Raw genomic sequence first — 26,096 nt, 5'->3', positions numbered from 1 at the left:
TTCGACTTTGCTTGCCTATCATTGAGGGGTTGTCCATGCGCCAGATGTCGCTCACGCCGGACCTTGTCGCACTGTGCCATCGGGAGGAGGTTGATCCTGGCCCCGACGGCAGTTGGACGCAGTTGAACAATGACGATTTCCAAACCCTGGCCATACGCTTGTCCGGCGAAGCCGATGAAGGCCCGCTGTGGGTGTTCGCGTACGGTTCGCTGATCTGGAAACCGGCCTTCGATTCCGTCGAGCGGCAACGCGCCACCGCCTATGGCTGGCATCGCTCCTTCTGCCTCGACATGGTCCGGTGGCGCGGCAGCGTCGCGCAGCCCGGATTGATGATGGCGCTCGAACGGGGTGGGCGTTGCGACGGCGTGATCTACCGTCTGCCCGAAGGTGAGAAGCCGGCGCAAATCGAAAGGCTGTTGCGGCGCGAGATCGACGATTACGAGAGCATCGGCTCGGTGCGATGGGTTCCAGTGCGCACGGCGCAAGGGACGTTGCGGGCGCTGGGTTTCTGGGTCGGGGTGACCGGCAGGGGCACCTCGCTCAACCAGCCGCTGGAGAAAGTGGCAAAGGTGCTGGCAAGGGCCTGCGGGCATGTCGGGTCGGGAGCGGAATATCTCTACAACACGGTCAGCCACCTCGAGGAATTCGGCATTCGCGACCGCAATCTGTGGCGGCTGCAGTCTTTGGTCGCGAACGAAATCAGGTCGATCCATGGCCACGTTGAGACCGGTGTTCAGTTCGTGTCGGGAGTTCCTATAACATGACTATAATTATCATGTTTTATTGAAGCTTTTCAGCGACTTGGCCGAAAATTGACCAATTGATAAAAAAATAAAACGTGCTAGCCTTCCCCAAAACGAAAACAAGGGGAACCGGAATGGCGACTGGTCATTTCAAGGAAGGCATTGCCGGCGGCCGGCTGTCATCCGAGCAATATGCCGACAATTTTTCCGACCTGCATCCACCGCTCGATCATCACGAGGCGCTGGTCGAATCCGATCGCTGCTATTTCTGCTACGATGCGCCGTGCATGAACGCGTGCCCGACGTCGATCGACATCCCGCTGTTCATCCGCCAGATCTCGACCGGCAATCCCATCGGCTCGGCCAAGACGATCTTCGACCAGAACATCCTGGGCGGTATGTGCGCCCGCGTCTGCCCGACCGAGACGCTGTGCGAGGAAGTCTGCGTGCGCGAGGTGGCAGAGGGCAAGCCGGTGCAGATCGGTCGCCTGCAGCGCTACGCCACCGACGTCGCGATGAGCGAGAACAAGCAGTTCTACACGCGCCCGGAGCCGACCGGAAAGACGGTCGCCGTGGTCGGCGCCGGGCCGGCGGGACTGGCAGCGGCGCACAGGCTCGCTCGCCATGGCCACGACGTGACTATCCTGGAGGCGCGGCCGAAGGCCGGTGGGCTCAATGAATATGGCATTGCCGCCTACAAGAGCGTCGACAATTTCGCCCAGGCCGAGGTCGATTATGTGACCTCGATCGGCGGCATCGACATCCAGAACGGCAAGGCGCTCGGCCGCGACTACCAGTTGTCGGACCTGATCCGCAATTACGACGCGGTGTTCCTCGGCATGGGGCTTGGCGGCGTCAACGCGCTGCGTGCCGATGGCGAGGATGCGGCAGGCGTCACCAACGCTGTCGAGTTCATTGCCGAACTTCGCCAGGCCAGCGACCTTTCCGGCCTGCCGGTCGGCCGGCGTGTCGTCGTCATCGGCGGCGGCATGACGGCGATCGATGCCGCGGTGCAGTCGAAGCTGCTTGGCGCCGAGGAGGTGACGATCTGCTACCGGCGCGGCCAGGAACATATGAATGCTTCAGGTTTCGAACAGGATCTGGCCGCCGCCAACGGCGTCACCATCCGCCACTGGCTGCAGCCGAAGCGCGTCATTGCCGAGGGCGGCAAGGTCAGCGGTATCGAGCTCGAATACACGGCGATGAACGGCGACAAGCTCGCCGGCACCGGCGAGACACTGACGCTCGTCGCCGACCAGGTGTTCAAGGCGATCGGCCAGAGTTTTGTGCCGGTCGCGCTCAACGGCAGCGGCGCGTCGATCGAACTCGAAGCCGGTCGCATCAAGGTCGATACCCAAGGCCGGACTTCCCTAGCCAAGGTCTGGGCCGGCGGCGACTGCATCTTCGGCGGCGACGACCTCACCGTCTCGGCCGTGGCGCAAGGCCGCGACGCGGCGGAATCGATCAACCGGGCACTGACCTCGAACGGGAGGGCATGAGCATGGCAGATATCAGAAACAATTTCGTCGGCATCAAATCGCCAAATCCGTTCTGGCTGGCCTCGGCGCCGCCGACCGACAAGGCCTACAACGTCATCCGCGCCTTCAAGGCGGGCTGGGGCGGGGTGGTCTGGAAGACACTTGGCGAAGAGGGGCCGCCGGTCGTCAACGTCAATGGTCCGCGCTATGGCGCGATCTGGGGTGCGGATCGCCGCCTGCTCGGCCTCAACAACATCGAGTTGATCACCGACCGTGACCTGCAGGTCAATCTGCGCGAGATCAAGCAGGTCAAGAAGGACTGGCCCGACCGCGCCATTGTCGTCTCGCTGATGGTGCCGTGCGTCGAGGATGCCTGGAAGGCGATCCTGCCGGTGGTCGAGGAGACGGAGGCCGACGGCATCGAGCTCAATTTCGGCTGCCCGCACGGCATGTCGGAGCGCGGTATGGGAGCGGCGGTCGGCCAGGTGCCGGAATACATCGAGATGGTGGTGCGCTGGTGCAAGCAAAACACCCGCATGCCGGTCATCACCAAGCTGACGCCCAACATCACCGACGTGCGCAAGCCGGCACGGGCGGCGTTCTCCGGCGGCACCGATGCGGTGTCGCTGATCAACACCATCAATTCGATCACCGGTGTCGACCTCGACAGCTTCGCGCCGCAGCCGACCATCGACGGCAAGGGCTCGCATGGCGGCTATTGCGGTCCGGCGGTGAAGCCGATCGCCATGAACATGGTGGCCGAGATCGCCCGTGATCCCGAAACGCGCGGCTTGCCGATCTCCGGCATCGGCGGCATCACCACCTGGCGCGATGCGGCCGAATTCATGGCGCTCGGGGCCGGCAATGTGCAGGTCTGCACGGCGGCGATGACCTATGGCTTCAAGATCGTGCAGGAGATGATCGCGGGCCTCGAAAACTGGATGGACGAGAAGGGCCATGCCTCGCTCGACGACATTGTCGGCCGCGCCACGCCCAATGTCACCGACTGGCAGTATCTCAACCTCAACTATGTCGCCAAGGCGCATATCGACCAGGATGCATGCATCAAGTGCGGACGCTGCCACATTGCCTGCGAGGACACCTCGCACCAGGCGATCACCAGCATGGTCGACGGCAAGCGGCATTTCGAGGTGATCGAGGCCGAATGCGTCGGCTGCAATTTGTGCGTCAATGTCTGTCCGGTGGAAAACTGCATCACCATGGAGCCGCTGGCGGCTGGCGCGATGGACCAGCGCACCGGCAAGCCGGTGTCGCCGGTCTATGCCAACTGGACCACGCATCCGAACAACCCGATGGCTAAGGTGGCGGCGGAGTAAAGTCGCCTCAACTTCATAGGGCGAGGGCAATGAGGCAGTGGCGCCTGCGGGCGCCGCTGCTTTTTTTGATTGCTATTGCGGATAAATATTATCCATGATAAAACATATCCATTAATAGGAGATTGGCACGATGAAGCTGGGTGAGGGCGTTGAGGCGGCGATCCACTGCGCCGCGATGCTTGCCGGCGTGGATGGCGCGGCGACCATGCCGGGCGCCGCCATGGCCGAGTCCTTCGGCCTTTCGCCGAGCTATCTGCTGAAGCATCTCAATCAACTCACGGCCTCCGGCATTCTGGAATCGGTGCCGGGGCCGGCGGGCGGCTACCGGCTGGCACGGCCAGCCGAGCGCATAACACTGCTCGATATCGTGCTTGCCGTTGAAGGGCGCGAACCAGCTTTCCGCTGCGGCGAGATCCGCCAGCGCGGTCCGACGACACTCGACGCTTCGGCCTATGTGAAGCCGTGCGGCATCAATGTCGCGATGCTAAAGGCGGAGCGCGCTTATCGCACGGCACTTGCCGAGGCAAAGCTGTCCGACATCGTGGCGGAATACGTGAGCGATGCCGATCCACGTTCGGTTGCCGCGGGCTGCGCCTTTGTCGCCCGCCATCAGCGGCCGCAAAAATCCAGTTCAACCAAGCAAGCGTGAAAGGGTAAAGACGATGAAACAGAGGCTGCAGTTCTTCGCCAAGGCGGCGGAGATCATGAAGGCGGTGTCGGCGCTCAACAAGGCGGTCGACGAGTGTGGGCTCGAGGAAAGCCTGCTGCACCTGATCAAGCTCAGGGCATCGCAGATCAATGGCTGTTCCTATTGCGTCGAGATGCACAGCCGCGAGGCCAGGCGCGACGGCGAGACCGAGCAGCGGCTCTATCTGGTTTCGGCCTGGAAGGAATCGCCGCTGTTTTCCGAGCGCGAACGCGCCGCCTTGGCCTGGACCGAAGCAGTGACCAAGATCGCCGACACCGGTGTCTCGGACGGCCTCTATGCAAGGACACTCGAGCATTTCTCGGAAGAGGAACTGGTCAAGCTGTCCGTTGCGATCGGCATGATCAACACCTGGAACCGGCTTTGCGTGCCGTTCCAGGCCATTCACCCGATGCCGGCGGCGAAAGCCGCCTAAGGCCGAGCCGGCGCGCGGGCCTGCAGAGGCAAGGCCCGCGCGCCTTTTTCGTTTGGGGATCAGCACCATGCTCGCAAGTTTTCAGAATGAGATTCTGGTTGCCGCCCGCCTGTTGTTTGGCAGCGCCTTCGTCTTTGCCGGTCTGCGCAACGTCGTGAACGCGGCCTTCCTGACCCAGTTGATGACAGCGCGCGGCGTGCCGCAGGCGGGGCTGGCGCTTTGGCTCGGCATTGCCCTGCAGATCGTCGCCGGCGGCCTCATTGTGGCGGGCATCTGGACCGCACTTGCTGCCGCAGGCCTGATCCTGTTCCTGATCGTCGCGACGATCATGTTCGACAATTTCTGGGATCATCAGGGACCCGAGCGAGCGGCTCGCATCAACGGCTTTATCGCCAATGTCGCCCTGACCGGCGGCTTCCTGTCGCTGATGGCGCAGCCGCTTTGACAAGTTGGCGGCGCAGACGGGTCATTCGTCGCCCGCATTAATCGCTTCGTCGCGAATGCCTGATAGGATTGGCGCAGTTTCGCTTGTCGGAGCCTTTATGGAGCAAAGCTGGAACAGCTTTTGGGGGAGCGTTTCGCAGGCCTTCCACCACGCACTGTCGCCGTTTCGGGCGATCGCCGAAGCATTCGGCTATTTCCCCACCGACATGCAGATCTGGTGCTTCCTGTGCGGCGTCTTTGTCCTCGTGCTCGTCGTCCCCCACACCTATGGCGATCTGGTGCTGCGCCACCGCCGTGCCTATGCGACAGGCAAGGTGGTGAAGATCGACATTTCGGACGACGCGCCCAACACCCCGACCATCGAGTTCACCGATCCTCAGGGGCGCATCTGGCGCTTCGACTCGAACCTGCCGGTCAATGACGCAACCGGTTCGGTCGGTGCGGCGGTCGAGGTGATGTATGATCCCCAGCGTCCGAACCGTGCGCGCGAAGCCGGGCGGCCGGTCATGAAGGCGCTTCACACGGCGCTCTGGTATACGATCGTGGCAGGCCTGATGGCGCTAGCCTTTTGGCCAGGCCTGACGTCCAACTGAGTCCCGCTCTCGGCAAAGCATCCTCGATATGCCGCTCACGCGGCATATCGCAGGCCTCCGTCGCAGGTCAGGACCTGGCCGGTGACGAAGCCGTTGGAGACGAGGAAGGCGATGGCGTCGGCGACATCCTCGGCGCGGCCGATCCGTCCGACCGGCGTCTTGCCGGCATACTCGGTGAACACGGCCTGGCGCTGATCGTCGGGCAGGAAATTCCACCAGGGCGTATCGATGACGCCGGGCGCCACGACGTTGACGCGCAGCGGCTGCAGCTCAACGGCCAGGATCGGCACCACGGTCAGCAACATGCCGTTCACCGCAGCGATGCCGGCGACGCCCGGTGCCGCCAGTTGTGCCGACACCGCCGAGATGAAGGTGACCGAGCCGTTCTTGTTCAGGGTCGGCAAGGCCGCCTGCAGGCAACAGAGCTGCGGCCGGACTTTCTCGTCGACGCCGCCGCCGATGTCAGCAAGGTCGAGCGTTTCGAACGGACCAATTCCCTTGCCGCCGCTGGCGGCCAGGACAAGATGATCGAAGGGTCCGAGGGCTTCGAAGAATTGGCGAACCTCGTCCGGTTTGCCGGCATCGAAGGCAGCCTTGTCGACAGCGCCGCCAAGGCTTTGCCAAGCGCTGTTGAGCCTTTCCCGGTTGCGCCCCGTGATGGTCACCCTCATGTTCGGGCCAAGCAGCTTCTGCGCCGTGGCGAGGCCGATGCCGGAAGAGCCGCCGATGATCGCGACACGTTCATTCTTCTCGCTCATGAATGCTTTTCCTTCGAAGTGGTGGAAGCAAGGCCGACAAGGTTGAGGCTCAGTTCCCGCAATTGCTGTCTTGCCTTGGCGTCATAGGCTTGCGCATCGGCGCGGGATTCCCGCGGACCGTCGAAATAGAGGCCGCTTCTGCCTTCGAGATCAGGCGATGTCGCCTGGTTGAGGATGGCGTCCGCGCCTTGCTTGACCGAACTCCACGGTGTGACGCCGGCCTGCTGGACCATGGTCGTGTCCATGTAGCTCGCCGGGTGTAGGGCGTTGACGGTGACGCCGGTGCCTTTCAACTCTTCGGCCAGACCGATGGTGAACAGGATCTGCGCCAGCTTGCTCTGGCAGTAGGCGCGCACGCCGTCATAGGTGCGGGTCAGCATGACATCGCTGAAATCGATCGCCTGCTGGCCGGCCGAGGCGACGTTGACGATGCGCGAAGGCGCGCTGGCTTCAAGCAGCGGCAGCAGCTCTGTGGCCAGCAGGAAGCCGGCGAGATAATTGACGGCGAAGCGCAGTTCGTAGCCATCGGCGCTGACCTGCCGCTTCGCGCCCTGGCCGGCGGTGCCGACGCCGGCATTGTTGATGAGGATGTCGAGCCGGTTGGTCCTGGCGCGCACAGCTTTTGCGAGGCGGCAGACCTCGGCCAGCGAGGCGAGGTCGGCGGCAAGAAACTCGGCCTTACCGCCGGCGGCTTCGATCGTGGCGACCACCGCCTTGCCGCGCGCCGCATCGCGGCCATGCACCAGAACTCGTGCGCCCGCAGCGCCCAGCCTCTCCGCGACGACGCGACCGACACCGTCGGTCGAACCGGTGATGAGAACGGTCTTGTCTTTCAGGTCCATATTCAGAGCCTCCATGTTTTGCTCTGAACGCAAGATGGGGCACCGGGCGCCGCGCAAACAGTTCAAACTTTATCCTGGTATCGATACTGCTATACTGGACTTATGGATGCTCCCCCACACTCTCCCGAAGACAGCCGCCGGCGCGAGCTTGGTGCCTTCCTGCGTTCGCGCCGCGAAAGGCTTTCACCGTCTGCCACCGGCATCGCGGCAGGCGCGCGACGGCGCACGCCCGGTCTGCGGCGCGAAGAGGTGGCGATGATCGCTGGCGTTGGCACGACCTGGTACACCTGGCTGGAGCAGGGCAGGGACGTGCGTCCTTCCGTCGAGGTGCTGACGGCGTTGTGCGAGGCGCTACGGCTCGATGCCGCCGAGAAGCGGCACTTGTTCATTCTTGCGGGCCGCCAGCAGCCGGAGCGTCGTGCCTTGGTGCCCGAAAGGGTGGACGACCCTTTGTTGCACATGCTGCAAAGCCTTGTCTTGCAGCCTGCCTATGTCGTCGGGCGGCGCTGGGACGTGCTGGCCTGGAACCCGGCGGCCGTCGCCGTGTTCGGCGACTATGGCTTGCTGGACGGCGATGCCCGCAACATCGTCCATATGGTCTTCACCAACCCGCACCACCGCCACCTGCTTGTCGATTGGGAGCAACTGGCGCGCTCAGTGCTCGCCTCGTTCCGGGCCGAGAGCGCGAAATATATCGGCGATCCGGATTTCGAACGGCTGATCGAGTTGATGACACGCTCAAGTCCGGAATTCCGGGCATGGTGGCCGCAGCGCGATGTGGCGCGCAGATTGTCGGGGGTGAAGCATGTCCGGCACCCGAGTGCCGGCGCGATGGCCTTCGAGCATATGAGCCTTTCGATCGATGACGGCTCGGATATGCGGCTGATCGTCTACACGCCGCTCGCCGAGCAGAACTCGATCGCCAAGCTGCAAAAGCTGCTCGACGAACTTCCCGCCGAACGGCGTAGCGCCTGATTTGAGGATCAGCCTTTCGGCTTCAGCCCTTCGATGAACAATTGCTCCAGGAACCTCGCGGCGTCCTCGAAGCGGCCGTCGCCGCCGCGGTCGGCGCCGAGCACGGCACGGACCTGGACATCGAAATCGGCATAGTGCTGCGTCGTCGCCCAGATCGAGAAGATCAGGTGCCAGGGATCGGTGCGGACAATCTTGCCGGCGCGCATCCAGCCCTTGATGATGGCCGCCTTCTCGTCGACCAGCGTCTTCAGTTCGCCTTCCAGCAGCGGCATGATGCGTGGCGCGCCTTGCAGGATCTCGTTGGCGAACAGACGGCTCTCGCGCGGGAAGTCGCGCGCCATTTCGAGCTTGCGCCGGATGTAGCTGCGCAGTTCGGTCAAGGGATCGCCGATGTCGTCGAGTTCGCGTAGCGGGGCCAACCAGGTCGCGAGCAGCCGCTCCATCAGCGTTTCGTGAATATCCTCCTTGCGGCGGAAATAGTAGAGCAGGTTCGGTTTCGACATGCCGGCGGCTTCGGCGATCTGGTCGATGGTCGAGCCACGAAACCCGTTGGTGGAGAAGACTTCGAGCGCGGCTTCCAGGATCAGCTCGCGCTTTTCCTGCTGGATGCGGGTGCGGCGAGGGGCAGAGCCTTCCATGGCGTCCGTCACCCCCGCAAACCTTCGTCGCGGGAACCATCTGGACCAATTCTCTGGACCAGTTTTTCCCCGGCCTGTGGAGCGCGCTTCCGATACCGCATTTCCGCTAGTAGTCCCTTGACCGCCGACATGGCGGTGCTAACGTTTGTCCAATCGGTCAAAATTTGCGTAGCACGAAAACGTCGCGAAGACCAAGTGTTGGGAAGACCAAGCGTTAGCCGCACCGAAACAGGTTACAAGGGGAAGTCTTGGTCATGGCCAACCGGCTGAAAGTCACGCCGAACGATCTCAGCGCATTCTGGATGCCGTTCACGGCAAACCGACAGTTCAAGCAGGCGCCACGCATGTTCGTGTCCGCCAAGGACATGCATTACACGACTAGCGATGGACGCAAGGTGCTCGACGGCACCGCCGGTCTCTGGTGCGTCAATGCCGGCCATTGCCGTCCGAAGATCACCGAGGCGATCCAGCACCAGGCGGCCGAGCTCGACTACGCGCCGGCCTTCCAGATGGGTCATCCGATCGTGTTCGAACTGGCTAACCGCCTGGTCGACATCGCGCCGAAGGGCATGGACCATGTCTTCTTCACCAATTCCGGCTCGGAATCGGTCGACACCGCGCTGAAGATGGCGATCGCCTATCATCGTGCCAAGGGCGAGGGCGCGCGCACCCGGCTGATCGGCCGCGAGCGCGGCTATCACGGCGTCAATTTCGGCGGCATTTCGGTCGGCGGCATCGTCACCAATCGCAAGATGTTCGGCACGCTGCTCGGCGGCGTCGACCACATGCCGCACACGCATCTGCCGGAGAAGAATGCGTTCTCCAAGGGCGTGCCGGAGCACGGCGCGGAACTCGCCAACGAGCTGGAGCGCATCGTCGCCCTGCATGACGCCTCGACCATCGCGGCCGTCATCGTCGAGCCGGTCGCCGGTTCCACCGGCGTCATCCTGCCGCCGAAGGGCTATCTGCAGAAGCTGCGCGAGATCTGCACCAAGCACGGCATCCTGTTGATCTTCGACGAGGTCATCACCGGTTTCGGCCGCCTCGGCGCACCGTTCGCCGCTGACTACTTCGGCGTCACGCCCGACATCATGACGACGGCCAAGGGTGTCTCCAACGGCGTCATCCCGATGGGCGCGGTGTTCGTGAAGAAGGAGATCCACGACGCCTTCATGACCGGCCCCGACCATATGATCGAGTTCTTCCACGGCTACACCTATTCGGGCAATCCGATCGCCTGTGCGGCGGCCTTGGGCACGCTCGACACCTACAAGGAAGAGGGGCTTTTGACCCGGGGCGAGGAACTGGCGCCCTATTGGGAAGACGCGCTGCATTCGCTGAAGGGTGAGCCGAACGTCATCGATATCAGAAACATCGGCCTGATCGGCGCGATCGAACTGGCGCCGATCGCCGGACAGCCGACCAAGCGGGCCTTCTCGGCCTTCGTCAAGGCGTTCGAACGCGGCGCGCTGATCCGCACTACAGGCGACATCATCGCGCTGTCGCCGCCGCTGATCATCACCAAGGGCCAGATCAACGAACTGATCGACCATGTGCGGGATGTGCTGAGGTCGATAGACTAAACTTGCTTTGTCCGGTCGGTCGGCGTCGGGAACCGCCGGCCGACCGGGTAATCAAATGAGAGGACTTTGAATGGCCGCCCCCGGCGAGAATCTGCGAATTAATTCAGATCGTTTGTGGGATTCCATCATGGAGATGGCGAAGATTGGCCCCGGCATTGCCGGCGGCAACAATCGCCAGACCGTGACCGACGAGGACGGCGAGGGCCGGCATCTGTTCAGGCGCTGGTGCGAGGCGGCCGGGCTCGAAATGGGCCTCGACGCGATGGGCACCATGTTTGCCCGCCGCGAAGGCACCGACCCCAGCCTGCCGCCGGTCTATGTCGGCAGCCATCTCGACACCCAGCCGACCGGCGGCAAATATGACGGCGTGCTCGGCGTGCTCGGTGGCCTGGAGGTCGTACGCTCGCTCAACGATCTCGGCATCAAGACCAAACACCCGATCGTCGTCACCAATTGGACCAACGAGGAGGGCGCGCGCTTCGCCCCGGCGATGATGGCGTCTGGTGTCTTCGCCGGCGTGCTCGACCAGTCCGATGTCTACGAGCATACCGACAAGGACGGCAAGAAGTTCGGCGAAGAGCTCGAGCGCATCGGCTGGAAAGGCACCGAAAAGGTCGGCGAGCGCAAGATCCACGCCTTCTTCGAACTGCATATCGAGCAGGGACCGATCCTCGAGGACGAGGGCATCGACATCGGCGTCGTCACCCATGGCCAGGGCCTGAAATGGCTGCAGGTGACGCTGACCGGCAAGGAGGCGCATACCGGCTCTACGCCGATGCCGAAGCGCCGCAACGCCGGGCTCGGCATGGCACGCGTGATCGAACTGGTGCATGAGATCGCCATGGACTACCAGCCGGACGCCGTCGGCGCGGTTGGCCACATGCAGGTCTATCCGAACTCGCGCAACATCATTGCCGGACGCACCGTCTTCACCATCGACATCCGTTCACCGGAGAAAGAGGTGCTGGATACGATGGACGCCCGCATCCGCGAGGGCATCGACACGATCTGCGATGCGCTCGACATCAAATATCAAATCGAGCAGGTCGGCCATTTCGACCCGGTCACCTTCGACAGTAACTGCGTCAAGGCGATCCGCGATGCCGCCGAGCGGCTGGGCTACACGCATCGCAACATCGTCTCCGGTGCCGGCCACGACGCCTGCTGGATCAACCGCGTCGCGCCCACCGCAATGGTGATGTGCCCCTGCGTCGACGGCCTCAGCCATAACGAGGCCGAGGAGATCTCCAAGGAATGGGCAGCGGCCGGCGCCGACGTGCTGTTCCACGCAGTTGTGGAGACGGCTGTCATCGTGGAGTGAGGTCAGAAATCTAGAATTCAACGCTGCTCACCAAGAAGCGCGAAGAGAACAGGGGAACAAGAAAATGACCAAAGTCATCCGGAACGGCACCATCGTCACCGCCGACCGCACATGGAATGCCGACGTGCTGATGCAGCACGGCAAGATCGTCGCCATCGGTTCGAATCTGCACGGGGATCACGAGTTCGACGCCACCGGCTGCTACATCATGCCGGGCGGCATCGATCCGCACACCCATCTCGAAATGCCGTTCATGGGCACCTATTCGGCCGACGATTTCGAATCCGGCACCCGCGCCGCCCTTGCCGGCGGCACGACGATGGTGGTCGATTTCTGCCTGCCGGCGCCGCAGCAATCGCTGCTCGAAGCCTTGCAGATGTGGGACAACAAGACGTCGAAGGCTGCCTGCGATTACTCCTTCCACATGGCGATAACCTGGTGGGGCAAGCAGGTGTTCGACGAGATGGCCACGGTCGTCGACAAGGGCATCACCTCGTTCAAGCATTTCATGGCCTACAAGGGCGCGCTGATGGTCGACGACGACGAGATGTATGCGTCGTTCCAGCGCTGCGCCGACCTCGGCGCGCTGCCGCTGGTCCATGCCGAGAACGGCGACGTGGTCGCGGCGCTTTCGCAGAAGCTGCTCGCCGCCGGCAACAATGGTCCCGAGGGACACGCCTATTCGCGCCCGCCGGAAGTGGAAGGCGAGGCGACCAACCGCGCCATCATGATCGCCGACATGGCCGGCGTGCCGCTCTATGTCGTGCATGTTTCCTGCGAACAGGCGCATGAGGCCATCCGCCGGGCGCGGCAGAAGGGCATGCGCGTCTTCGGCGAGCCGCTGATCCAGCACCTGACGCTCGACGAGAGCGAATATTTCAACAAGGACTGGGACCATGCGGCGCGCCGCGTGATGAGCCCGCCCTTCCGCAACAAACTGCACCAGGATTCGCTGTGGGCCGGCCTGCAGGCCGGATCGCTGCAGGTGGTGGCGACCGACCATTGCGCCTTCACCACCAAGCAGAAACGCAATGGCGTCGGCGATTTCACCAAGATCCCGAACGGTACCGGCGGCCTCGAGGATCGCTTGCCGATGCTGTGGACCACCGGCGTCAACACCGGACGGCTGACGATGAACGAGTTCGTCGCGGTGACCTCGACCAACATCGCCAAGATCCTCAACATGTATCCGAAGAAGGGCGCCATCGTCGAAGGGGCGGATGCCGACATCGTGGTCTGGGACCCGAAGCGCAAGAAGAAGATCACCTCGAAGAAGCAGCAGTCGGTGATCGACTACAACGTCTTTGAAGGTTTCGAGGTGACCGGCCTGCCGCGCTTCGTGTTCTCGCGCGGCGAGCTGTCGATCGAGGAAGCCGAGGTCAAGGCGAAGCCCGGCCATGGCGAATTCGTCGCCCGCGAGCCGAACGCGGCGGTCAACCGGGCGCTGTCGACGTGGAAGGACATCACTGCGCCCCGCAAGGTGGAACGCACGGGCATCCCGGCGACCGGGGTCTGAACTTGGCGAACCCGGCAACGCTCATCTCGTTGGTCGTGGCGACCGTTATCGCTGGTCCGGCAACAGCGGCTGGCGTGCTGGTCGGCTCCTGGGGCAATGATGCCGGTTGTGCCGGCGTAAAGGCCGGCTATCAAGACGGCGATGACTACATAGTGCTGACCGCCGAGGGCATCGAGACCTATGGCAGCGGCTGCCGGTTCGCGCAGCAATTGATCTCGGCGCCCGGCACGCAATCGCTCAGTTCGACCTGTTCCGCCGAGGGTGAGGATGGGACGACTGTCGAAATCGTCGAGGTCACCAACAAGGGAGCGGACGGGTTTTTCGTGACCTTTCCCGGCCTTGAGGAACTAGGGCCGCTGCAGTCGTGTTCGTGATGTTGGGCTGGGGGTTGAGCATGCGCGGTTTTGGTCTGGCTCTTGCCACGGCTGTCGTTCTGGCGGCCAGCCAGGCTTCGGCGGCGGGGATCGACCTGTCGAAGCCCTATGGCAACAAGTCCGGCTGCATCAATAAGAACGGCCAGGAGGTCTATGCCGAGGACATGCTGCTCCTGACCGCCAAGGAATACATCACCGCGGCCAGCGCCTGCACCTTCACAGAGAAGAAGGCACTGGCCGATGGGTCACTGGTGGTCAAATCCATGTGCGCGGCGGAGGGCGAGGAAGGTCAGTCGCCGATACAGCTCACCATCAAGCGCAGCCCAAAGAACGCCAAGAAGCTGGTGATCGCCGACGAGGACGGCAACGTCATGGGAGAAGTCTTGCGGTGCCGATGACGGCGAGATCCCTTCCGTCAGGGTCAGGCGACCAGTGCATCCAGTTCCGGCAGCAGGACGACGCTTTCCTGTTCGTTGGGGTCGGTGCGGGCTATGACCGCCGAAGCCGGGCTGCCGCTCAGATTGGCCGGCAGGTGCGGGACACCGGCCGGGATGTAGAAGAGATCGCCGGCCTTGACCAGGATCTGCTGCTCGAGCCGGTCGCCATACCAGGTGTGGACCTCGCCGGAGAGCACGTAGATCGCCGTCTCGTGGCTTTCATGCATGTGCGCCTTGGCGCGGGCGCCGGGCGGCATGGAGAGAAGATGCATGCAGATGCCGGAAGAGCCGACGGTCTCGGCGGCGATGCCGGCGAAGTAGCTCAGCCCCTGCTTGCCTTCATAAGAGCTTTCAGGGCGGATAAGATGACAAGTGGGTTTAGGCGACATCGGGGAAACTCCGGGCGTCGATCTGATGGGACAGGACGAGTGGAAAACAACGCAATCACAAAATCAACCGGATTCCAGCCAGCGCGGCAGCGATGCGGCGAGGCAGGCTGCGGCCTATGACAGGGAATTCGCCAGCCGTCGTTTCGGCAAGCAAGCTCGGCCTCACGTTCCAGACCAATGATGGTCCGGTGCAGGCGCTGTCCGATGTCGACCTCACCATCGGCAAGGGCGAATTCGTCTCTTTCATTGGGCCATCCGGCTGCGGCAAGACGACCTTGTTGCGCGTCATTGCCGATCTGGAGAAGCCGACCGCGGGAACGATCTCGATCAATGGGATGACAGCGGAAGAGGCCCGCGAAAAGCGCGCCTACGGCTATGTCTTTCAGGCGGCGGCGCTTTTCCCGTGGCGCACGATCGAGCGGAACGTGGGGCTGCCGCTTGAGATCATTGGCCTTTCCAAGGCGGAGCAGGCCGAGCGCATCGAGCGCACGCTGGAACTGGTCAACCTGTCCGGCTTCGAGAAGAAATATCCCTGGCAGCTCTCCGGCGGCATGCAGCAGCGCGCCTCGATCGCGCGTGCGCTCGCCTTCGATGCCGACCTGCTTTTGATGGACGAGCCGTTCGGGGCTCTGGACGAGATTGTGCGCGACCATCTCAACAAGCAATTGCTGGAATTGTGGGAACGGACCAACAAGACCATCTGCTTCGTCACGCACTCCATTCCCGAGGCGGTGTATCTATCGACACGTATCGTCGTCATGTCGCCGCGTCCGGGCCGCGTCAGCGACATCATCGAATCGACGCTGCCGAAAAAGCGGCCGCTCCACATACGCGAGACGCCGGAATTCTTGGCGATCGCGGCGCGCGTGCGTGATGGCCTGAGGGCCGGCCATTCCTACGAGGATTGAGGAATGGATTCCTTTCGCGACAAGATTGTTCCGGTGACCTCGATCCTCGCGGGGCTTGTGGTCGTCTGGTATGTCTTCGCCGTCATCCTCAACACGCCGTTCCAGCGTGATCTCGACCGGCGCGCCAACGAGGCGCCAGGCGCCGTCGAATTCATCGGCAAGACGCTGTCGCAGCCGAAGCCGACGCTGCCGGCTCCGCATCAGGTGGCGGTGAACTTCTTCGAGAACACCTTCCTGCGGCCTGTCACCTCGAACCGCAGCCTGGTCTATAATGCCTGGATAACGTTGTCGTCGACGCTGCTCGGCTTCGCCTTCGGCACCGCGCTCGGCATCGTGATCGCCGTCGGCATCGTGCATGTGGCGACGCTCGACCGCAGCTTGATGCCGTGGATCATCGCTTCGCAGACGATCCCGATCCTGGCGGTGGCGCCGATGATCATCGTCGTGCTGGCGGCGGTAGGCATCACGGGCCTGATCCCCAAGGCGCTGATCTCGACCTATCTGTCGTTCTTCCCCGTGGCGGTCGGCATGGTCAAGGGGCTGCGCTCGCCCGAACTCATGCATCTCGATTTGATGCACACCTACAATGCCAGCCGCGCGCAGACCTTCTGGAAATTGCGTGTGCCGGCCTCGGTGCCGTTCCTGTTCACCTCGATGAAGGTGGCGGTTGCAGCAAGCCTGGTCGGCGCCATTGTCGGCGAATTGCCGACCGGTGCGGTCGCCGGCATCGGCGCCAAGCTGCTCGCAGGCGCCTATTACAGCCAGTCCATCGACATCTGGTCGGCGCTGGTCGCGGGCTCGGTGGTGGCGGCACTCCTGGTCATGGTGGTCGGCATTGCCGGCCGCCTCGTCGACCGCGCCATGGGCGGGAGGCCGGCATGAACTTTCTGAAACCCTCCTGGCAAGCGGTGCTGGCGGTCGCGCTGTGCCTGATTGCGGTCGCGCTCGGCGCGATGACAAAGCCGGAAGCGGCGGCGTTGGCGCAGCCCGAAGCGTCTTTCGACTATCCCTATCTTGTGACGAAGGGACTGATGTTCGGCCTGCTGCTGATCGCAGCGCTTATCTCGATGACCAAGCTGCCGGCCATCGTTGAAGCTCTGGTGCTGTTCGTCGGCGCGCACCTAGCCGCCTGGCTGTTGATCACGGGAATAAACGGGTTCGAAGGCACGGCACTGGCGCCGTATTTCCTGTTGCTCGCCGCTGCGTGGCTTCTGGGATGGCGCTGCGTGGCGGTGTTGTCTTCCCTGCGCCCTGTTGCGAACTGGGCGAAGACGGCACTTCGCCTGATCATCCCCGCCATCTTCGGCGCCTGGATCCTGATCCTTTGGGAAGCGATCACGCGCGGCGCCGGCATTCCCTTCATCCTGTTGCCGCCGCCAAGCGCCATCGGCGCACGTATCGCCAGTTCGCTGCCGGTGCTGGGTGCGGACGTGCGGCAGACGATCTTCAAGGCGGTGATCTTCGGCTATGTCGTCGGCAGCGGCGCGGGCTTCATCGCGGCAATCGCTGCCGACCGCGTGCCGTTTCTGCGGCGCGGCCTGCTGCCGATCGGCAACATGGTCTCGGCGCTGCCGATCATCGGCGTCGCCCCCATCATGGTGATGTGGTTCGGCTTCGACTGGCAGTCCAAGGCGGCGGTCGTCATCATCATGACCTTCTTCCCGATGCTGGTGAACACGGTCGCCGGGCTTGCCGCCTCCGGCCATATGGAGCGCGACCTGATGCGCACCTATGCGTCGGGCTACTGGCAGACGCTGGTCAAGCTGCGGCTGCCGGCGGCCGCGCCCTTCATCTTCAACGCGCTGAAGATCAACTCGACGCTGGCGCTGATCGGCGCCATCGTCGCGGAGTTCTTCGGCACGCCTGTCGTCGGCATGGGATTCCGCATTTCGACCGAGGTCGGGCGGATGAACATCGACATGGTCTGGGCCGAAATCGCAGTTGCAGCACTTGCGGGTTCGGTCTTTTATGGCGTGGTCGCTCTTTTCGAGAGAGCCGTCACGTTTTGGCATCCCTCTGTCCGTGGTGGATAGGGGCGGTGGGTTTAAGGGCACTAACTTCAGAGGGTAAAAACATGAAAAGACTGATTATTCCTGTTCTGGCCGGCGCGATGTCGCTGGCCGCTTTCCAGGCGATGGCCGCCGACAAGGTGACGCTGCAACTGAAATGGGTCACGCAGGCCCAGTTCGCCGGCTACTACGTCGCCAAGGCCAAGGGCTTCTATGAGGCCGAAGGCCTCGACGTCGACATCAAGCCGGGCGGCCCCGATATTGCGCCCGAGCAGGTGATCGCCGGCGGCGGCGCCGACGTCATCGTCGACTGGATGGGCGGCGCACTGGCCGCGCGCGAAAAGGGCGTGCCGCTGGTCAACATCGCCCAGCCGTTCAAGAAGGCCGGCATGGAGCTGGTCTGCCCGAAGGACGGCCCGATCAAGACCGAAGCCGACTTCAAGGGCCACACGCTCGGCGTCTGGTTCTTCGGCAACGAGTATCCGTTCTACGCCTGGATGAACAAGCTCGGACTGAAGACAGAAGGCGGCCCGGACGGCGTCACCGTGCTCAAGCAGAGCTTTGACGTGCAGCCGCTGATCCAGAAGCAGGCCGACTGCATTTCGGTCATGACATACAACGAGTACTGGCAGCTGATCGATGCCGGCTACAAGCCGGACCAATTGATCGTGTTCAACTACTCGGCCATGGGCAACGACCTCCTCGAGGACGGGCTCTATGCCTCCGAGGACAAGCTCAAGGATCCGGCCTTCGAGGACAAGATGGTGCGGTTCGTGCGCGCCTCGATGAAGGGCTGGAAATACGCCGTCGACAATTCTGACGAGGCGGCCGGCATCGTCATGGACAATGGCGGCCAGGACGAAAACCACCAGAAGCGGATGATGGGTGAAGTCGCCAAGCTGATCGACAATGCCGACGGCAAGCTCGATCCGGCGACCTATGAGCGCACCGCCAAGGCACTGCTCGACCAGAAGATCATCACCAAGGAGCCTAGCGGCGCCTACACGACCGCGATCACCGACAAGGCGATCAAGTAGGCCTGCCTAAGCAAGGATACTGATCTTTAAAGCGGCGCCTCTGGCCAAGTGTCAGAGGCGCCGTTCCTTTATGGTGTTCATGACGAAGCTGGTCTCGATCGAGGCGACGCATTTCAGCCGCGCGATCTTTTCCTTGATGAAACGCTCGTACTGCTCGAGGCCACCTGTCACCACCTTCAGCACATAGTCGCGCGAACCGGTCACGAGGTGGCACTCCAGCACCTCTTCCCAGCCACGGATGGCGTCCTCGAACATGACGATTTCGTCCTCGTTCTGACGGCTGAGCCGGACAGTGGCGATGGCGACCATGGTCCAGCCGAAAGCGGCCGGATCGACCAGCGTGGTGTAGCCTCTGATGACGCCGGCTTCCTCCAACCGCCGCACGCGCCTCAGGCAGGGTGACGGCGACAGGCCGATCCGCTCGGCAAGCTCGTTGTTGGTGATGCGGGCATCGGCTTGCAGTTCACGCAGAATCTTGCGGTCGAAATCGTCGGCTATTTTCTGCTGCACTCTGCGTCTCCTGAGGCAATTTCTTGCGAGACTGCAGCCATACCAGCCCAAAAATAGCAAGGACTGCACGATCGAGATGGCATAAATTGCCGTGCGATACTTCTCGAAAAGCAGGAAAAGTTATGACCGCGCCACGCCCTTCGAAAACCCATATCGGCAACCACAAGCTCCACCCGGAGACGCTGATGCTGAGCTATGGTTTCGATCCGCAGCTTTCGGAGGGCGCCGTCAAGCCGCCGGTGTTCCTCACCTCGACCTTCGTGTTCAAGTCGGCGGAAGAGGGGCGGGATTTCTTCGACTACACCTCCGGCCGCAAGGAGCCGCCGAGCGGCACGACTTCCGGTCTGGTCTATTCGCGCTTCAACCATCCCAACAGCGAAATCGTCGAGGACCGACTGGCGGTCTATGAGGGGACGGACGCCTGCATCCTGTTCTCGTCCGGCATGTCGGCGATCGCGACGACACTGCTGGCCTATGCTCGTCCGGGCGACGTCATCCTGCATTCGCAGCCGCTCTATGGCGGCACCGAGACGCTGCTGACGCGCACGCTTGCCGGCTTCGGCATCGGCGCTGTCGGTTTCGCGGACGGCGTCGACGAGGCGGCGGTGCGCGCGGCTGCCGACGCTGCAATCGCGAAGGGCCGCGTCTCGGTGATCCTGATCGAGACGCCGTCAAACCCGACCAACAGCCTGGTCGATATCGCGCTGATGCGAACGATCGCCGACGAGCTCGGCGCCAGGCAAGGGTCGACGCCGATCATCGTCTGCGACAACACGCTGCTCGGCCCGGTGTTCCAGAGGCCTATCGAACATGGCGCCGATGTTTCCGTCTATTCGCTGACCAAATATGTCGGCGGCCATTCCGACCTGATCGCAGGGGCTGCCATGGGCGGCAAGGCGGTCACCAAGCCGATCAAGGCGCTGCGCGGCGCGATCGGCACGCAGCTCGACCCGCATTCCTGTTGGATGCTCGGCCGCTCGCTGGAGACACTGTCGATACGTATGGAGCGGGCGAACGACAATGCGCGCCTGGTCGCCGAATTCCTGCGCGATCATGCCAAGGTCGAGAAGGTGCATTATCTGCCGTTCCTGGGCGAGGATACGCCTGCAGGCCGCGCCTATCGGTTACAGTGCAGCGGCGCCGGCTCGACATTCTCCTTCGATATTCGCGGCGGCCAGAAGGCGGCCTTCGCTTTTCTGAACGGCCTGCAGATCTTCAAGCTGGCGGTAAGCCTCGGCGGAACCGAATCGCTGGCTAGCCACCCGGCGGCCATGACCCATTCGGGCATTCCCTTCGACGTGCGCCAGCGCATCGGCGTGCTTGAGACCACGGTCAGGCTGTCCATTGGTGTCGAGCACCCCGACGACCTGATCGCCGACCTGACGCAGGCGCTGGCGGCCGTCTGAGCACTGCCTTCGCGGAAATCCGGAAAGGGGCAGGCGATTGCCCTTTCTGCGATGTCAAATCGGCGTTACCCCGGGAAACATCCGCTCGCCAAGCCGTTGTGCCGGTGCATCCATTTCAAGGATGATACGCCCCAACGGAGGTTTTTCATGCGCATCCAGTCCCTCGCGCCGACATTGTCGGTGCTCGCTGTTTCGACCGCTTTCCTGTTCGCATCGCCGGCCATGGCCGAGACGGTGAAGATGAAAGCGACGCTCGACGGCGGTCAGCAGAACCCGGCGGTGACCACGAAGGGCAAGGGCACTGCGACGCTGACGTTCGACACCACCAGCAAGAAGCTCAGCTGGAACGTGAAATATTCCGGTGTTAGCGGCGCGGCGACGGCGGCGCACATCCATGGTCCGGCCGCAATGGGCGAGAACGCAGGCGTGGCGATCCCCTTCAAGGGCAAGCTGAAGAGCCCGATCAAGGGGTCGGCAGTTCTGACCGACGCCCAGGCTGCTGATCTGATGGCCGGCAAGGACTATGTCAACATCCATACCGCCGCCAACAAGGACGGCGAGATCCGCGGGCAGATCGAGAAAGCGGCAGCAGCGATGTAGCTCTGTCGGCAGAATGGGGCGGGCGACCGCCCCTTTTTGCACTTACGCCTTGTCTCGGATCTGCGTCATCGTGCGGGTCGGCGTGATCGCCTCGGGGTCGAGCCTGATCTCGACGATCGCCGGTTTGCCGCTGGCGCGGGCACGTTCGAAGGCCGGGGCGAAATCGGCGGTCTTCTCGACCGTCTCGCCATGGCCACCATAGGCGCGGGCGAGCGCCGCGAAGTCGGGATTCTTGAGGTCCGTTGCGACGACGCGGCCCGGATATTCGCGTTCCTGGTGCATCCGGATGGTGCCGTAGATGCCGTTGTTGACGACCACGACGACGATCGGCAGGTCATACTGCACGGCGGTGGCGAATTCCTGCCCGTTCATCAGGAAGCAGCCGTCGCCGGCAAAGGCGACCACGGTGCGGTCCGGATAAAGATCCTTGGCGGCGACCGCCGCCGGGGTACCGTAGCCCATCGAACCGGAGGTGGGTGCGGCCTGGGTGGCAAAGCGGCGGAAGCGGTGGAAGCGATGCACCCAGGTTGCGTAGTTGCCGGCGCCATTGGCGAGGATGGCGTCGTCGGGCAGCATTTTTTCCAGGTAGTTCATGATCGGTCCCATCTGGACGGAACCGGGACCGCTCTCCGGCGGCGTCGACCAGTCGAGATAGGCCGCGTGCAGCTTCGGCGTCTCGTCTGCCCAGGTTGGCGTCGCGGACGGCTTGCGTTTGGCGAAGGCTTCAACGAAGGCGGACGGCGAGGCGTTGATCGCCAGCGCCGGCCGGTAGACGCGGCCAAGCTCGCCGGCGTCGGCATGAACATGGACCAGCGTCTGGTCGGGATAGGGGCTTTTCAGTAGCGTGTAATCGGAGGAGGGCATTTCGCCCATGCGCCCGCCGATGAGCAGCACGAGGTCGGCCTGCTTGATCGCTGTCGCCAGCTTCGGATTGATGCCGATACCGACATCGCCGGCATAGTTCGGGTGCAGATGATCGAACAGCATCTGGCGGCGGAAGGAACAGCCGACCGGGAGCGACCATGACTCGGCGATCGTGCGCATCTGCGCCACTGAGTTAGCATCCCAGCGCGTGCCGCCAAGGATGACGAAGGGGCGCCTAGCCTTGGTCAGGAGCGTTTGTAGCGCCTCGAGTTCTGCCTCGCCCGGTCGCGTTTCGACGGGGGTATGGGCGATGGCGGCAGGCGCCTCGACCAGACTGGTCAGCATGTCTTCGGGCAGCGAAATGACCACCGGGCCGGGACGGCCGGACGTTGCCACGGCAAAGGCGCGGGTGACGAATTCGGGGATGCGTGCGGCATCGTCGATCTCGACCACCCATTTGGCGATGTCGCCGAAGAAGCGCTTGTAATCCACCTCCTGGAAGGCCTCGCGCTCCTTGGCGTGGCTGGCCACCTGGCCGATGAACAGGATGACGGGAACCGAATCCTGCATGGCGATGTGGATGCCGGCAGACGCATTGGTGGCGCCGGGGCCGCGGGTGACGAAGCAGATGCCGGGTCTGCCAGTCAGGCGGCCATGGCAGTCGGCCATCATCGCGGCACCGCCCTCCTGACGGCAGACGATGGTGCGGATCGCTGAATCGTGCAGCGCGTCGAGCACCGCCAGGTAGGATTCACCCGGCACGCAATAGATGCGGTCGGTGCCGTTGGCTTCCAGCGCGTCGACGATCAGTTGTCCGCCTGTCTTCATTGTCGCGACGTCTCCAGTTCGGCAAGGATCTCTTCGGTGTGTTCGCCAAGGCGCGGCGAGGGGCGCTCATAGACCAGCGGCGTACCGGACATCACCATCGGCGCGCGCACCGAGGGCAAGACATTGCCATGACCATCTTCCAGGTCGAGGCGCATGCCGCGCGTGATCGTCTGCGGATCGGCAAACATCTGGCCGATGGTGTTGATCGGGCTTGCCGGCACGCCTGCGGCCTCCAGCTTCGCCAGCAGCGGATCGCGATCGATATTCTTCAGCGTCTCGATCATGCGCTCGCGCAGTTTCGCACGGTTGGCGACACGGGCGGGATTGGTGGCGAAATCGGGATTGGCAGGCAAATCGTCGAGGCCGACGGCAGCGCAGAACTTGGCGAACTGGCCGTCATTGCCGACTGCCAGGATGATATGGCCATCCCTGACCGGCACCACTTCGTAGGGCGCGATGTTCATATGCGCATTGCCCATCTGCACCGGCGATTTGCCGGACACCAGATAGTTGAGGTTCTGGTTGCCGAGCGCCGAGATCTGGCTGTCAAAGAGCGCCATGTCGATATGCTGGCCTTCGCCGGTTTTTTCGGCATGGCGAAGCGCTGCCTGGATTGCGATGACCGAATAAAGTCCGGTGAAGAGATCCGAGATGGCGACGCCGGCCTTCTGTGGCTCGCGGCCGGCCTCGCCGGTGATCGACATCATGCCGGCCATGGCCTGGATGATGAAGTCGTAGCCGGCGCGCGGCGCGTAAGGTCCGTCCTGGCCGAAGCCGGTGATCGAGCAATAGACCAGGCGGGGGTTGATCTTGCGCAGGCTGTCATAGTCGAGCCCATACTTCCTGAGGCCGCCAAGCTTGAAGTTCTCGATCATCACGTCTGCCGTCGCGACCAGCCGGCGCACCGTCTCGGCGCCTTCGGGCGTCGAGAAATCGACGGCGATGGAGCGCTTGCCGCGATTGCAGGAATGGTAGTAGGCGGCCGACAGGTTCTCGCCGTCATGGCTCATGACGAAGGGCGGTCCCCATTTGCGGGTGTCGTCGCCGCCATCGGGGCTTTCGACCTTGATGACGTCGGCGCCGAGATCGGCCAGCAACTGCCCGGCCCACGGCCCGGCAAGGATGCGGGCAAGTTCGATTACGCGGATGCCTTTCAGGGGAGGCTCAGTCATGGATCACCAAATTGGTCGGAACCGCAGCCTCTACCAACCCCTGTCGCCGCTGTCACGAGCCTTGCGCTGGGCCAAGCCCTCATCGCTTCAGGACAGTTTCGGCCCATGCCGCGAAGTCATTCATGACGACGTCCCGATTGACCTCGTTCAGGCTTTCGTGGCGGGTCTCGGCGTAAACCTTTGAAACCAGATTCGAAAAACCCATCCCGCGCATGCGTTTCGCGAGGTGGCCGACCGCCTTGCCGTAGTCGGATGCAGGATCTTTCTCGCCGCCGACCAGGTTTACAAAGAGGTCGCGGCGCACGCTGGCAAAGCTTGAGTCCTTGCCGCCGTGCTGTGCCATGTTGACCACGTCGCGCCACATCGACACCGAGGCATCCCAGCCGCACAGCGGGTCGGCGATGTATTTCGCCACTTCGGCCTCGTCGCGCGACAGCCAGTCGAACTGCGTCTTGTGGTTGGGTACCGCCTTGCCCCAGGCCTGGAAGGTCAGCCTCGGCAATATGCGCGACGGCACGTCGGAACCGAGCCGGAATCGTTCCCAGGCCAGGATGGCGAGTGCCAACTGGCCGAGCAGGCCTTGCGAGAAATTGCCGTTCCAGATCGCGGCGGCATGGATGCGCGCTGAGTGCGCCAAGACAAAATTGAGCGCGACGGACGCGCCCATCGAATGGCCGAAGACGATGACCGGCAGGCCGGGTTGCTCCGTGGCGATGAAGTCGTGGATGGCGTTGACATCGGCGACGACCTTGGCAACGCCATCCTTGTCTGCGAACCGGCCCAGCGGGGCATCGGGCGCCCTGGTTTCGCCGTGGCCGCGATGGTCGTGGGCGTAGACGTGAAAACCGCACTCGCCGAGGAAATCGGCGAAGCGCGCGTAGCGCGCGGCATGCTCGGCCAGGCCATGGTTGATCTGAACGACCGCGCGCGCACGGCCGTCGGCGTGCTTCACATAGAGGTTTAGATCAGCGCCGGTCGGCGATTTGACCAGGCGCTGTTGGCTGAATGGCATTGTCGCTTGGTCCCCCTCGCGCCTTTCGCGCTCACAAGAGTTTTGTTTGCGCCGACGTTGGTTTTGCGTCAATCCGGCACGGCGATTCCGAGTTGTGAATGTTTCTTGATCTTGTGGCGCGCTATCGCAATTCTGACACGGAGACAAAGGCAGTGTGTGGCGCAGTATCTTCCAGCCGGGGCAAGGGTATGCGGACAGTTTTTGCTTTCGTTTTGGCGCTTTTGGTCGCCTCAGTGGCCGGTGCGGCGCGAGCGGACGTGAAGATGAGCGGCTCCTTCGTGGCCGACACCGCCTGTCCGGCGACGCAGGCGATCAAGAGCGGCAAGAACCCCGGCAATGTCTCGACAGAGACCGGACAGAGCTACCAGCTGCTCGCCGGCAACAAGGACACTCCGACGCACTATCTCATCCTGGTGCCGGGCGCCGATCCGGAACGCCGCTGGGTGAAGATCAGCTGCGGCCACGTCACCGGCGGCAGTGCCGCCGCCACGCCGGCGCCGGCCGATCAGACCAAGCCGTCGGCTCCGGCCCCTGGAAGGCCCGAATATGTCTTCGCGCTGAGCTGGCAGCCGGCCTTCTGCGAAACCAAGTCCAACAAGACCGAATGCCAGGCGCAGGCCCCGGCCGGGTTCGAGGCGACGCATTTCACCTTGCATGGGTTGTGGCCGCAGCCGAATGGCAATTTCTATTGCCAGGTGGCGGCAAGTGACAAGGCCAATGACAACCCGGCCCATTGGCGGGACCTGCCGCCGGTCAACCTCGATGCGGATACGCGAGCGGAGCTTGATCAGGTGATGCCGGGCACCAAGTCCGATCTCGAAAGACATGAATGGATCAAGCATGGCACCTGCTACGGCAAGGGCCAGCAGGAGTATTTTGCCGACGCGCTGAACCTGATGCGCGCGGTGAATGCGTCGCCTGTGCGCGAGCTTTTCACCAAGAATATCGGCAAGCAAGTGACGTCGGACCAGATCCGCAAAGCCTTCGACAGCGCCTTCGGCGCCGGAGCAGGCGACAGGGTCCGGGTGTCCTGCCTGGTCGACCCGTCGAGCGGCAGGCGCCTGATCGGCGAACTGACGCTCGGCCTGGCCGGCCCGATCGGCCCGAACAGCTCGCTTGGCGAGCTGATGCAGGCTTCGGCGCCGACGACCAAGGCTGGCTGCCCAAAGGGCACGGTCGACCCGATCGGCTTCCAATAGGC

At 63.2% G+C, this 26,096-nt stretch carries 28 protein-coding genes; 20 read left to right on the top strand and 8 right to left on the bottom strand.

All coding sequences use genetic code 11. The features are described from left to right. Window positions 1–35 precede the first annotated feature (35 nt). The 7 genes from ACSQ3Z_RS17375 (at window position 36) to ACSQ3Z_RS17345 (ending at window position 5,716) form a co-directional block, all read left to right on the top strand. Window positions 36–764, top strand: a complete 729-nt coding sequence (locus ACSQ3Z_RS17375; RefSeq protein ID WP_436172545.1) for a gamma-glutamylcyclotransferase — start codon at window positions 36–38, stop codon at window positions 762–764. A gap of 113 nt (window positions 765–877) precedes the next feature. Further along, the gene (locus ACSQ3Z_RS17370; RefSeq protein ID WP_436172544.1) at window positions 878–2,242 is read left to right on the top strand and encodes an NAD(P)-dependent oxidoreductase; all 1,365 of its coding nucleotides are present in this window, start codon (window positions 878–880) and stop codon (window positions 2,240–2,242) included. Between the two features lie 2 nt (window positions 2,243–2,244). Further along, complete coding sequence (preA, locus tag ACSQ3Z_RS17365; protein ID WP_436172543.1) at window positions 2,245–3,558, top strand: NAD-dependent dihydropyrimidine dehydrogenase subunit PreA; 1,314 nt, start codon at window positions 2,245–2,247, stop codon at window positions 3,556–3,558. 130 nt (window positions 3,559–3,688) lie between these two features. Further along, window positions 3,689–4,207: an RrF2 family transcriptional regulator gene (locus ACSQ3Z_RS17360; protein WP_436172542.1), complete on the top strand. Its 519-nt coding sequence runs from the start codon at window positions 3,689–3,691 to the stop codon at window positions 4,205–4,207. 13 nt (window positions 4,208–4,220) lie between these two features. Next, entirely contained in the window at window positions 4,221–4,679 is a 459-nt protein-coding gene (locus tag ACSQ3Z_RS17355; RefSeq protein WP_436172541.1) for a carboxymuconolactone decarboxylase family protein, read from the top strand. Between the two features lie 67 nt (window positions 4,680–4,746). Then, on the top strand, window positions 4,747–5,124 hold the full coding sequence (locus ACSQ3Z_RS17350; RefSeq protein ID WP_436172540.1) for a DoxX family protein: 378 nt from the start codon (window positions 4,747–4,749) through the stop codon (window positions 5,122–5,124). Between the two features lie 97 nt (window positions 5,125–5,221). Then, window positions 5,222–5,716 carry a hypothetical protein gene (locus ACSQ3Z_RS17345; protein ID WP_436172539.1) on the top strand — a complete coding sequence of 165 codons (495 nt, stop codon included), beginning with the start codon at window positions 5,222–5,224 and terminating at the stop codon, window positions 5,714–5,716. 35 nt (window positions 5,717–5,751) lie between these two features. On the opposite strand, the gene ACSQ3Z_RS17340 is transcribed toward ACSQ3Z_RS17345, so the two are convergent. Together ACSQ3Z_RS17340 and ACSQ3Z_RS17335 are read right to left on the bottom strand one after the other, a co-directional pair. Further along, window positions 5,752–6,474: an SDR family oxidoreductase gene (locus ACSQ3Z_RS17340; protein ID WP_436172538.1), complete on the bottom strand. Its 723-nt coding sequence runs from the start codon at window positions 6,472–6,474 to the stop codon at window positions 5,752–5,754. Next, the gene (locus ACSQ3Z_RS17335) at window positions 6,471–7,316 is read right to left on the bottom strand and encodes an SDR family NAD(P)-dependent oxidoreductase (protein WP_436172537.1); all 846 of its coding nucleotides are present in this window, start codon (window positions 7,314–7,316) and stop codon (window positions 6,471–6,473) included. The genes ACSQ3Z_RS17340 and ACSQ3Z_RS17335 overlap by 4 nt, the downstream gene beginning before the upstream one ends. 102 nt (window positions 7,317–7,418) lie before the next feature. Between ACSQ3Z_RS17335 and ACSQ3Z_RS17330 the strand changes: the two genes are divergently transcribed. Next, window positions 7,419–8,291, top strand: a complete 873-nt coding sequence (locus ACSQ3Z_RS17330; RefSeq protein WP_436172536.1) for a helix-turn-helix transcriptional regulator — start codon at window positions 7,419–7,421, stop codon at window positions 8,289–8,291. Between the two features lie 8 nt (window positions 8,292–8,299). On the opposite strand, the gene ACSQ3Z_RS17325 is transcribed toward ACSQ3Z_RS17330, so the two are convergent. Further along, window positions 8,300–8,929: a TetR family transcriptional regulator C-terminal domain-containing protein gene (locus tag ACSQ3Z_RS17325; protein WP_404275405.1), complete on the bottom strand. Its 630-nt coding sequence runs from the start codon at window positions 8,927–8,929 to the stop codon at window positions 8,300–8,302. Between the two features lie 254 nt (window positions 8,930–9,183). On the opposite strand from ACSQ3Z_RS17325, the gene ACSQ3Z_RS17320 reads away from it, so the two are divergent. The 5 genes from ACSQ3Z_RS17320 (at window position 9,184) to ACSQ3Z_RS17300 (ending at window position 14,121) form a co-directional block, all read left to right on the top strand. Next, the gene (locus ACSQ3Z_RS17320; protein WP_436172535.1) at window positions 9,184–10,512 is read left to right on the top strand and encodes an aspartate aminotransferase family protein; all 1,329 of its coding nucleotides are present in this window, start codon (window positions 9,184–9,186) and stop codon (window positions 10,510–10,512) included. Between the two features lie 70 nt (window positions 10,513–10,582). Then, window positions 10,583–11,833, top strand: coding sequence for a Zn-dependent hydrolase (locus ACSQ3Z_RS17315; RefSeq protein ID WP_436172534.1), 1,251 nt, complete (start codon window positions 10,583–10,585; stop codon window positions 11,831–11,833). 64 nt (window positions 11,834–11,897) lie between these two features. Beyond that, on the top strand, window positions 11,898–13,349 hold the full coding sequence (hydA, locus tag ACSQ3Z_RS17310) for a dihydropyrimidinase (RefSeq protein WP_436172533.1): 1,452 nt from the start codon (window positions 11,898–11,900) through the stop codon (window positions 13,347–13,349). A gap of 2 nt (window positions 13,350–13,351) precedes the next feature. Next, complete coding sequence (locus ACSQ3Z_RS17305; RefSeq protein WP_436172532.1) at window positions 13,352–13,723, top strand: hypothetical protein; 372 nt, start codon at window positions 13,352–13,354, stop codon at window positions 13,721–13,723. A gap of 20 nt (window positions 13,724–13,743) precedes the next feature. Next, complete coding sequence (locus tag ACSQ3Z_RS17300) at window positions 13,744–14,121, top strand: hypothetical protein (RefSeq protein ID WP_436172531.1); 378 nt, start codon at window positions 13,744–13,746, stop codon at window positions 14,119–14,121. A gap of 23 nt (window positions 14,122–14,144) precedes the next feature. Here ACSQ3Z_RS17300 and ACSQ3Z_RS17295 read toward each other — a convergent pair whose 3' ends face one another. Beyond that, a complete protein-coding gene (locus ACSQ3Z_RS17295; protein ID WP_436172530.1) occupies window positions 14,145–14,549 on the bottom strand; it encodes a cupin domain-containing protein in 405 nt (134 codons plus the stop codon). A 116-nt stretch (window positions 14,550–14,665) separates the two neighbouring features. Between ACSQ3Z_RS17295 and ACSQ3Z_RS17290 the strand changes: the two genes are divergently transcribed. From ACSQ3Z_RS17290 to ACSQ3Z_RS17275, 4 genes are read left to right on the top strand one after another with little or no spacing between them, the layout of a single operon-like run. Next, window positions 14,666–15,457 (top strand): ABC transporter ATP-binding protein, encoded by a 792-nt coding sequence (locus tag ACSQ3Z_RS17290; RefSeq protein WP_436172529.1) that lies wholly within the window; start codon window positions 14,666–14,668, stop codon window positions 15,455–15,457. 3 nt (window positions 15,458–15,460) lie between these two features. Further along, entirely contained in the window at window positions 15,461–16,339 is an 879-nt protein-coding gene (locus ACSQ3Z_RS17285; protein WP_436172528.1) for an ABC transporter permease, read from the top strand. Then, a complete protein-coding gene (locus tag ACSQ3Z_RS17280; protein WP_436172527.1) occupies window positions 16,336–17,490 on the top strand; it encodes an ABC transporter permease in 1,155 nt (384 codons plus the stop codon). Before ACSQ3Z_RS17285 ends, ACSQ3Z_RS17280 begins: the two co-directional genes overlap by 4 nt. Window positions 17,491–17,531: 41 nt before the next feature. Next, window positions 17,532–18,503, top strand: coding sequence for an ABC transporter substrate-binding protein (locus ACSQ3Z_RS17275; RefSeq protein ID WP_192180808.1), 972 nt, complete (start codon window positions 17,532–17,534; stop codon window positions 18,501–18,503). A gap of 51 nt (window positions 18,504–18,554) precedes the next feature. Here the strand turns inward: ACSQ3Z_RS17275 and ACSQ3Z_RS17270 are convergent, their stop codons facing one another. Beyond that, entirely contained in the window at window positions 18,555–19,013 is a 459-nt protein-coding gene (locus ACSQ3Z_RS17270) for an Lrp/AsnC family transcriptional regulator (RefSeq protein ID WP_436172526.1), read from the bottom strand. 122 nt (window positions 19,014–19,135) lie between these two features. Between ACSQ3Z_RS17270 and ACSQ3Z_RS17265 the strand changes: the two genes are divergently transcribed. Both ACSQ3Z_RS17265 and ACSQ3Z_RS17260 read left to right on the top strand, forming a co-directional pair. Then, window positions 19,136–20,419, top strand: a complete 1,284-nt coding sequence (locus ACSQ3Z_RS17265; protein ID WP_436172525.1) for a cystathionine gamma-synthase family protein — start codon at window positions 19,136–19,138, stop codon at window positions 20,417–20,419. A 147-nt stretch (window positions 20,420–20,566) separates the two neighbouring features. Next, on the top strand, window positions 20,567–21,019 hold the full coding sequence (locus ACSQ3Z_RS17260) for a CHRD domain-containing protein (RefSeq protein WP_436172524.1): 453 nt from the start codon (window positions 20,567–20,569) through the stop codon (window positions 21,017–21,019). A gap of 42 nt (window positions 21,020–21,061) precedes the next feature. On the opposite strand, the gene ACSQ3Z_RS17255 is transcribed toward ACSQ3Z_RS17260, so the two are convergent. From ACSQ3Z_RS17255 to ACSQ3Z_RS17245, 3 genes are all read right to left on the bottom strand, one after another. Next, window positions 21,062–22,711, bottom strand: coding sequence for a thiamine pyrophosphate-binding protein (locus tag ACSQ3Z_RS17255; protein ID WP_436172523.1), 1,650 nt, complete (start codon window positions 22,709–22,711; stop codon window positions 21,062–21,064). Then, window positions 22,708–23,883: a CaiB/BaiF CoA transferase family protein gene (locus ACSQ3Z_RS17250; RefSeq protein ID WP_436172522.1), complete on the bottom strand. Its 1,176-nt coding sequence runs from the start codon at window positions 23,881–23,883 to the stop codon at window positions 22,708–22,710. Before ACSQ3Z_RS17250 ends, ACSQ3Z_RS17255 begins: the two co-directional genes overlap by 4 nt. A 79-nt stretch (window positions 23,884–23,962) precedes the next feature. Then, entirely contained in the window at window positions 23,963–24,895 is a 933-nt protein-coding gene (locus ACSQ3Z_RS17245; protein WP_436172521.1) for an alpha/beta fold hydrolase, read from the bottom strand. Between the two features lie 263 nt (window positions 24,896–25,158). Between ACSQ3Z_RS17245 and ACSQ3Z_RS17240 the strand changes: the two genes are divergently transcribed. Continuing rightward, a complete protein-coding gene (locus tag ACSQ3Z_RS17240) occupies window positions 25,159–26,094 on the top strand; it encodes a ribonuclease T2 family protein (protein ID WP_436172520.1) in 936 nt (311 codons plus the stop codon). Window positions 26,095–26,096: the final 2 nt, after the last annotated feature.

It is taken from the genome of Mesorhizobium sp. LjNodule214 (genome assembly GCF_964252735.1).
GTDB lineage: Bacteria > Pseudomonadota > Alphaproteobacteria > Rhizobiales > Rhizobiaceae > Mesorhizobium.
The sequence above is the reverse complement of the archived record's forward strand: the minus strand, read 5'-3'. Positions and strand labels throughout refer to the sequence as shown.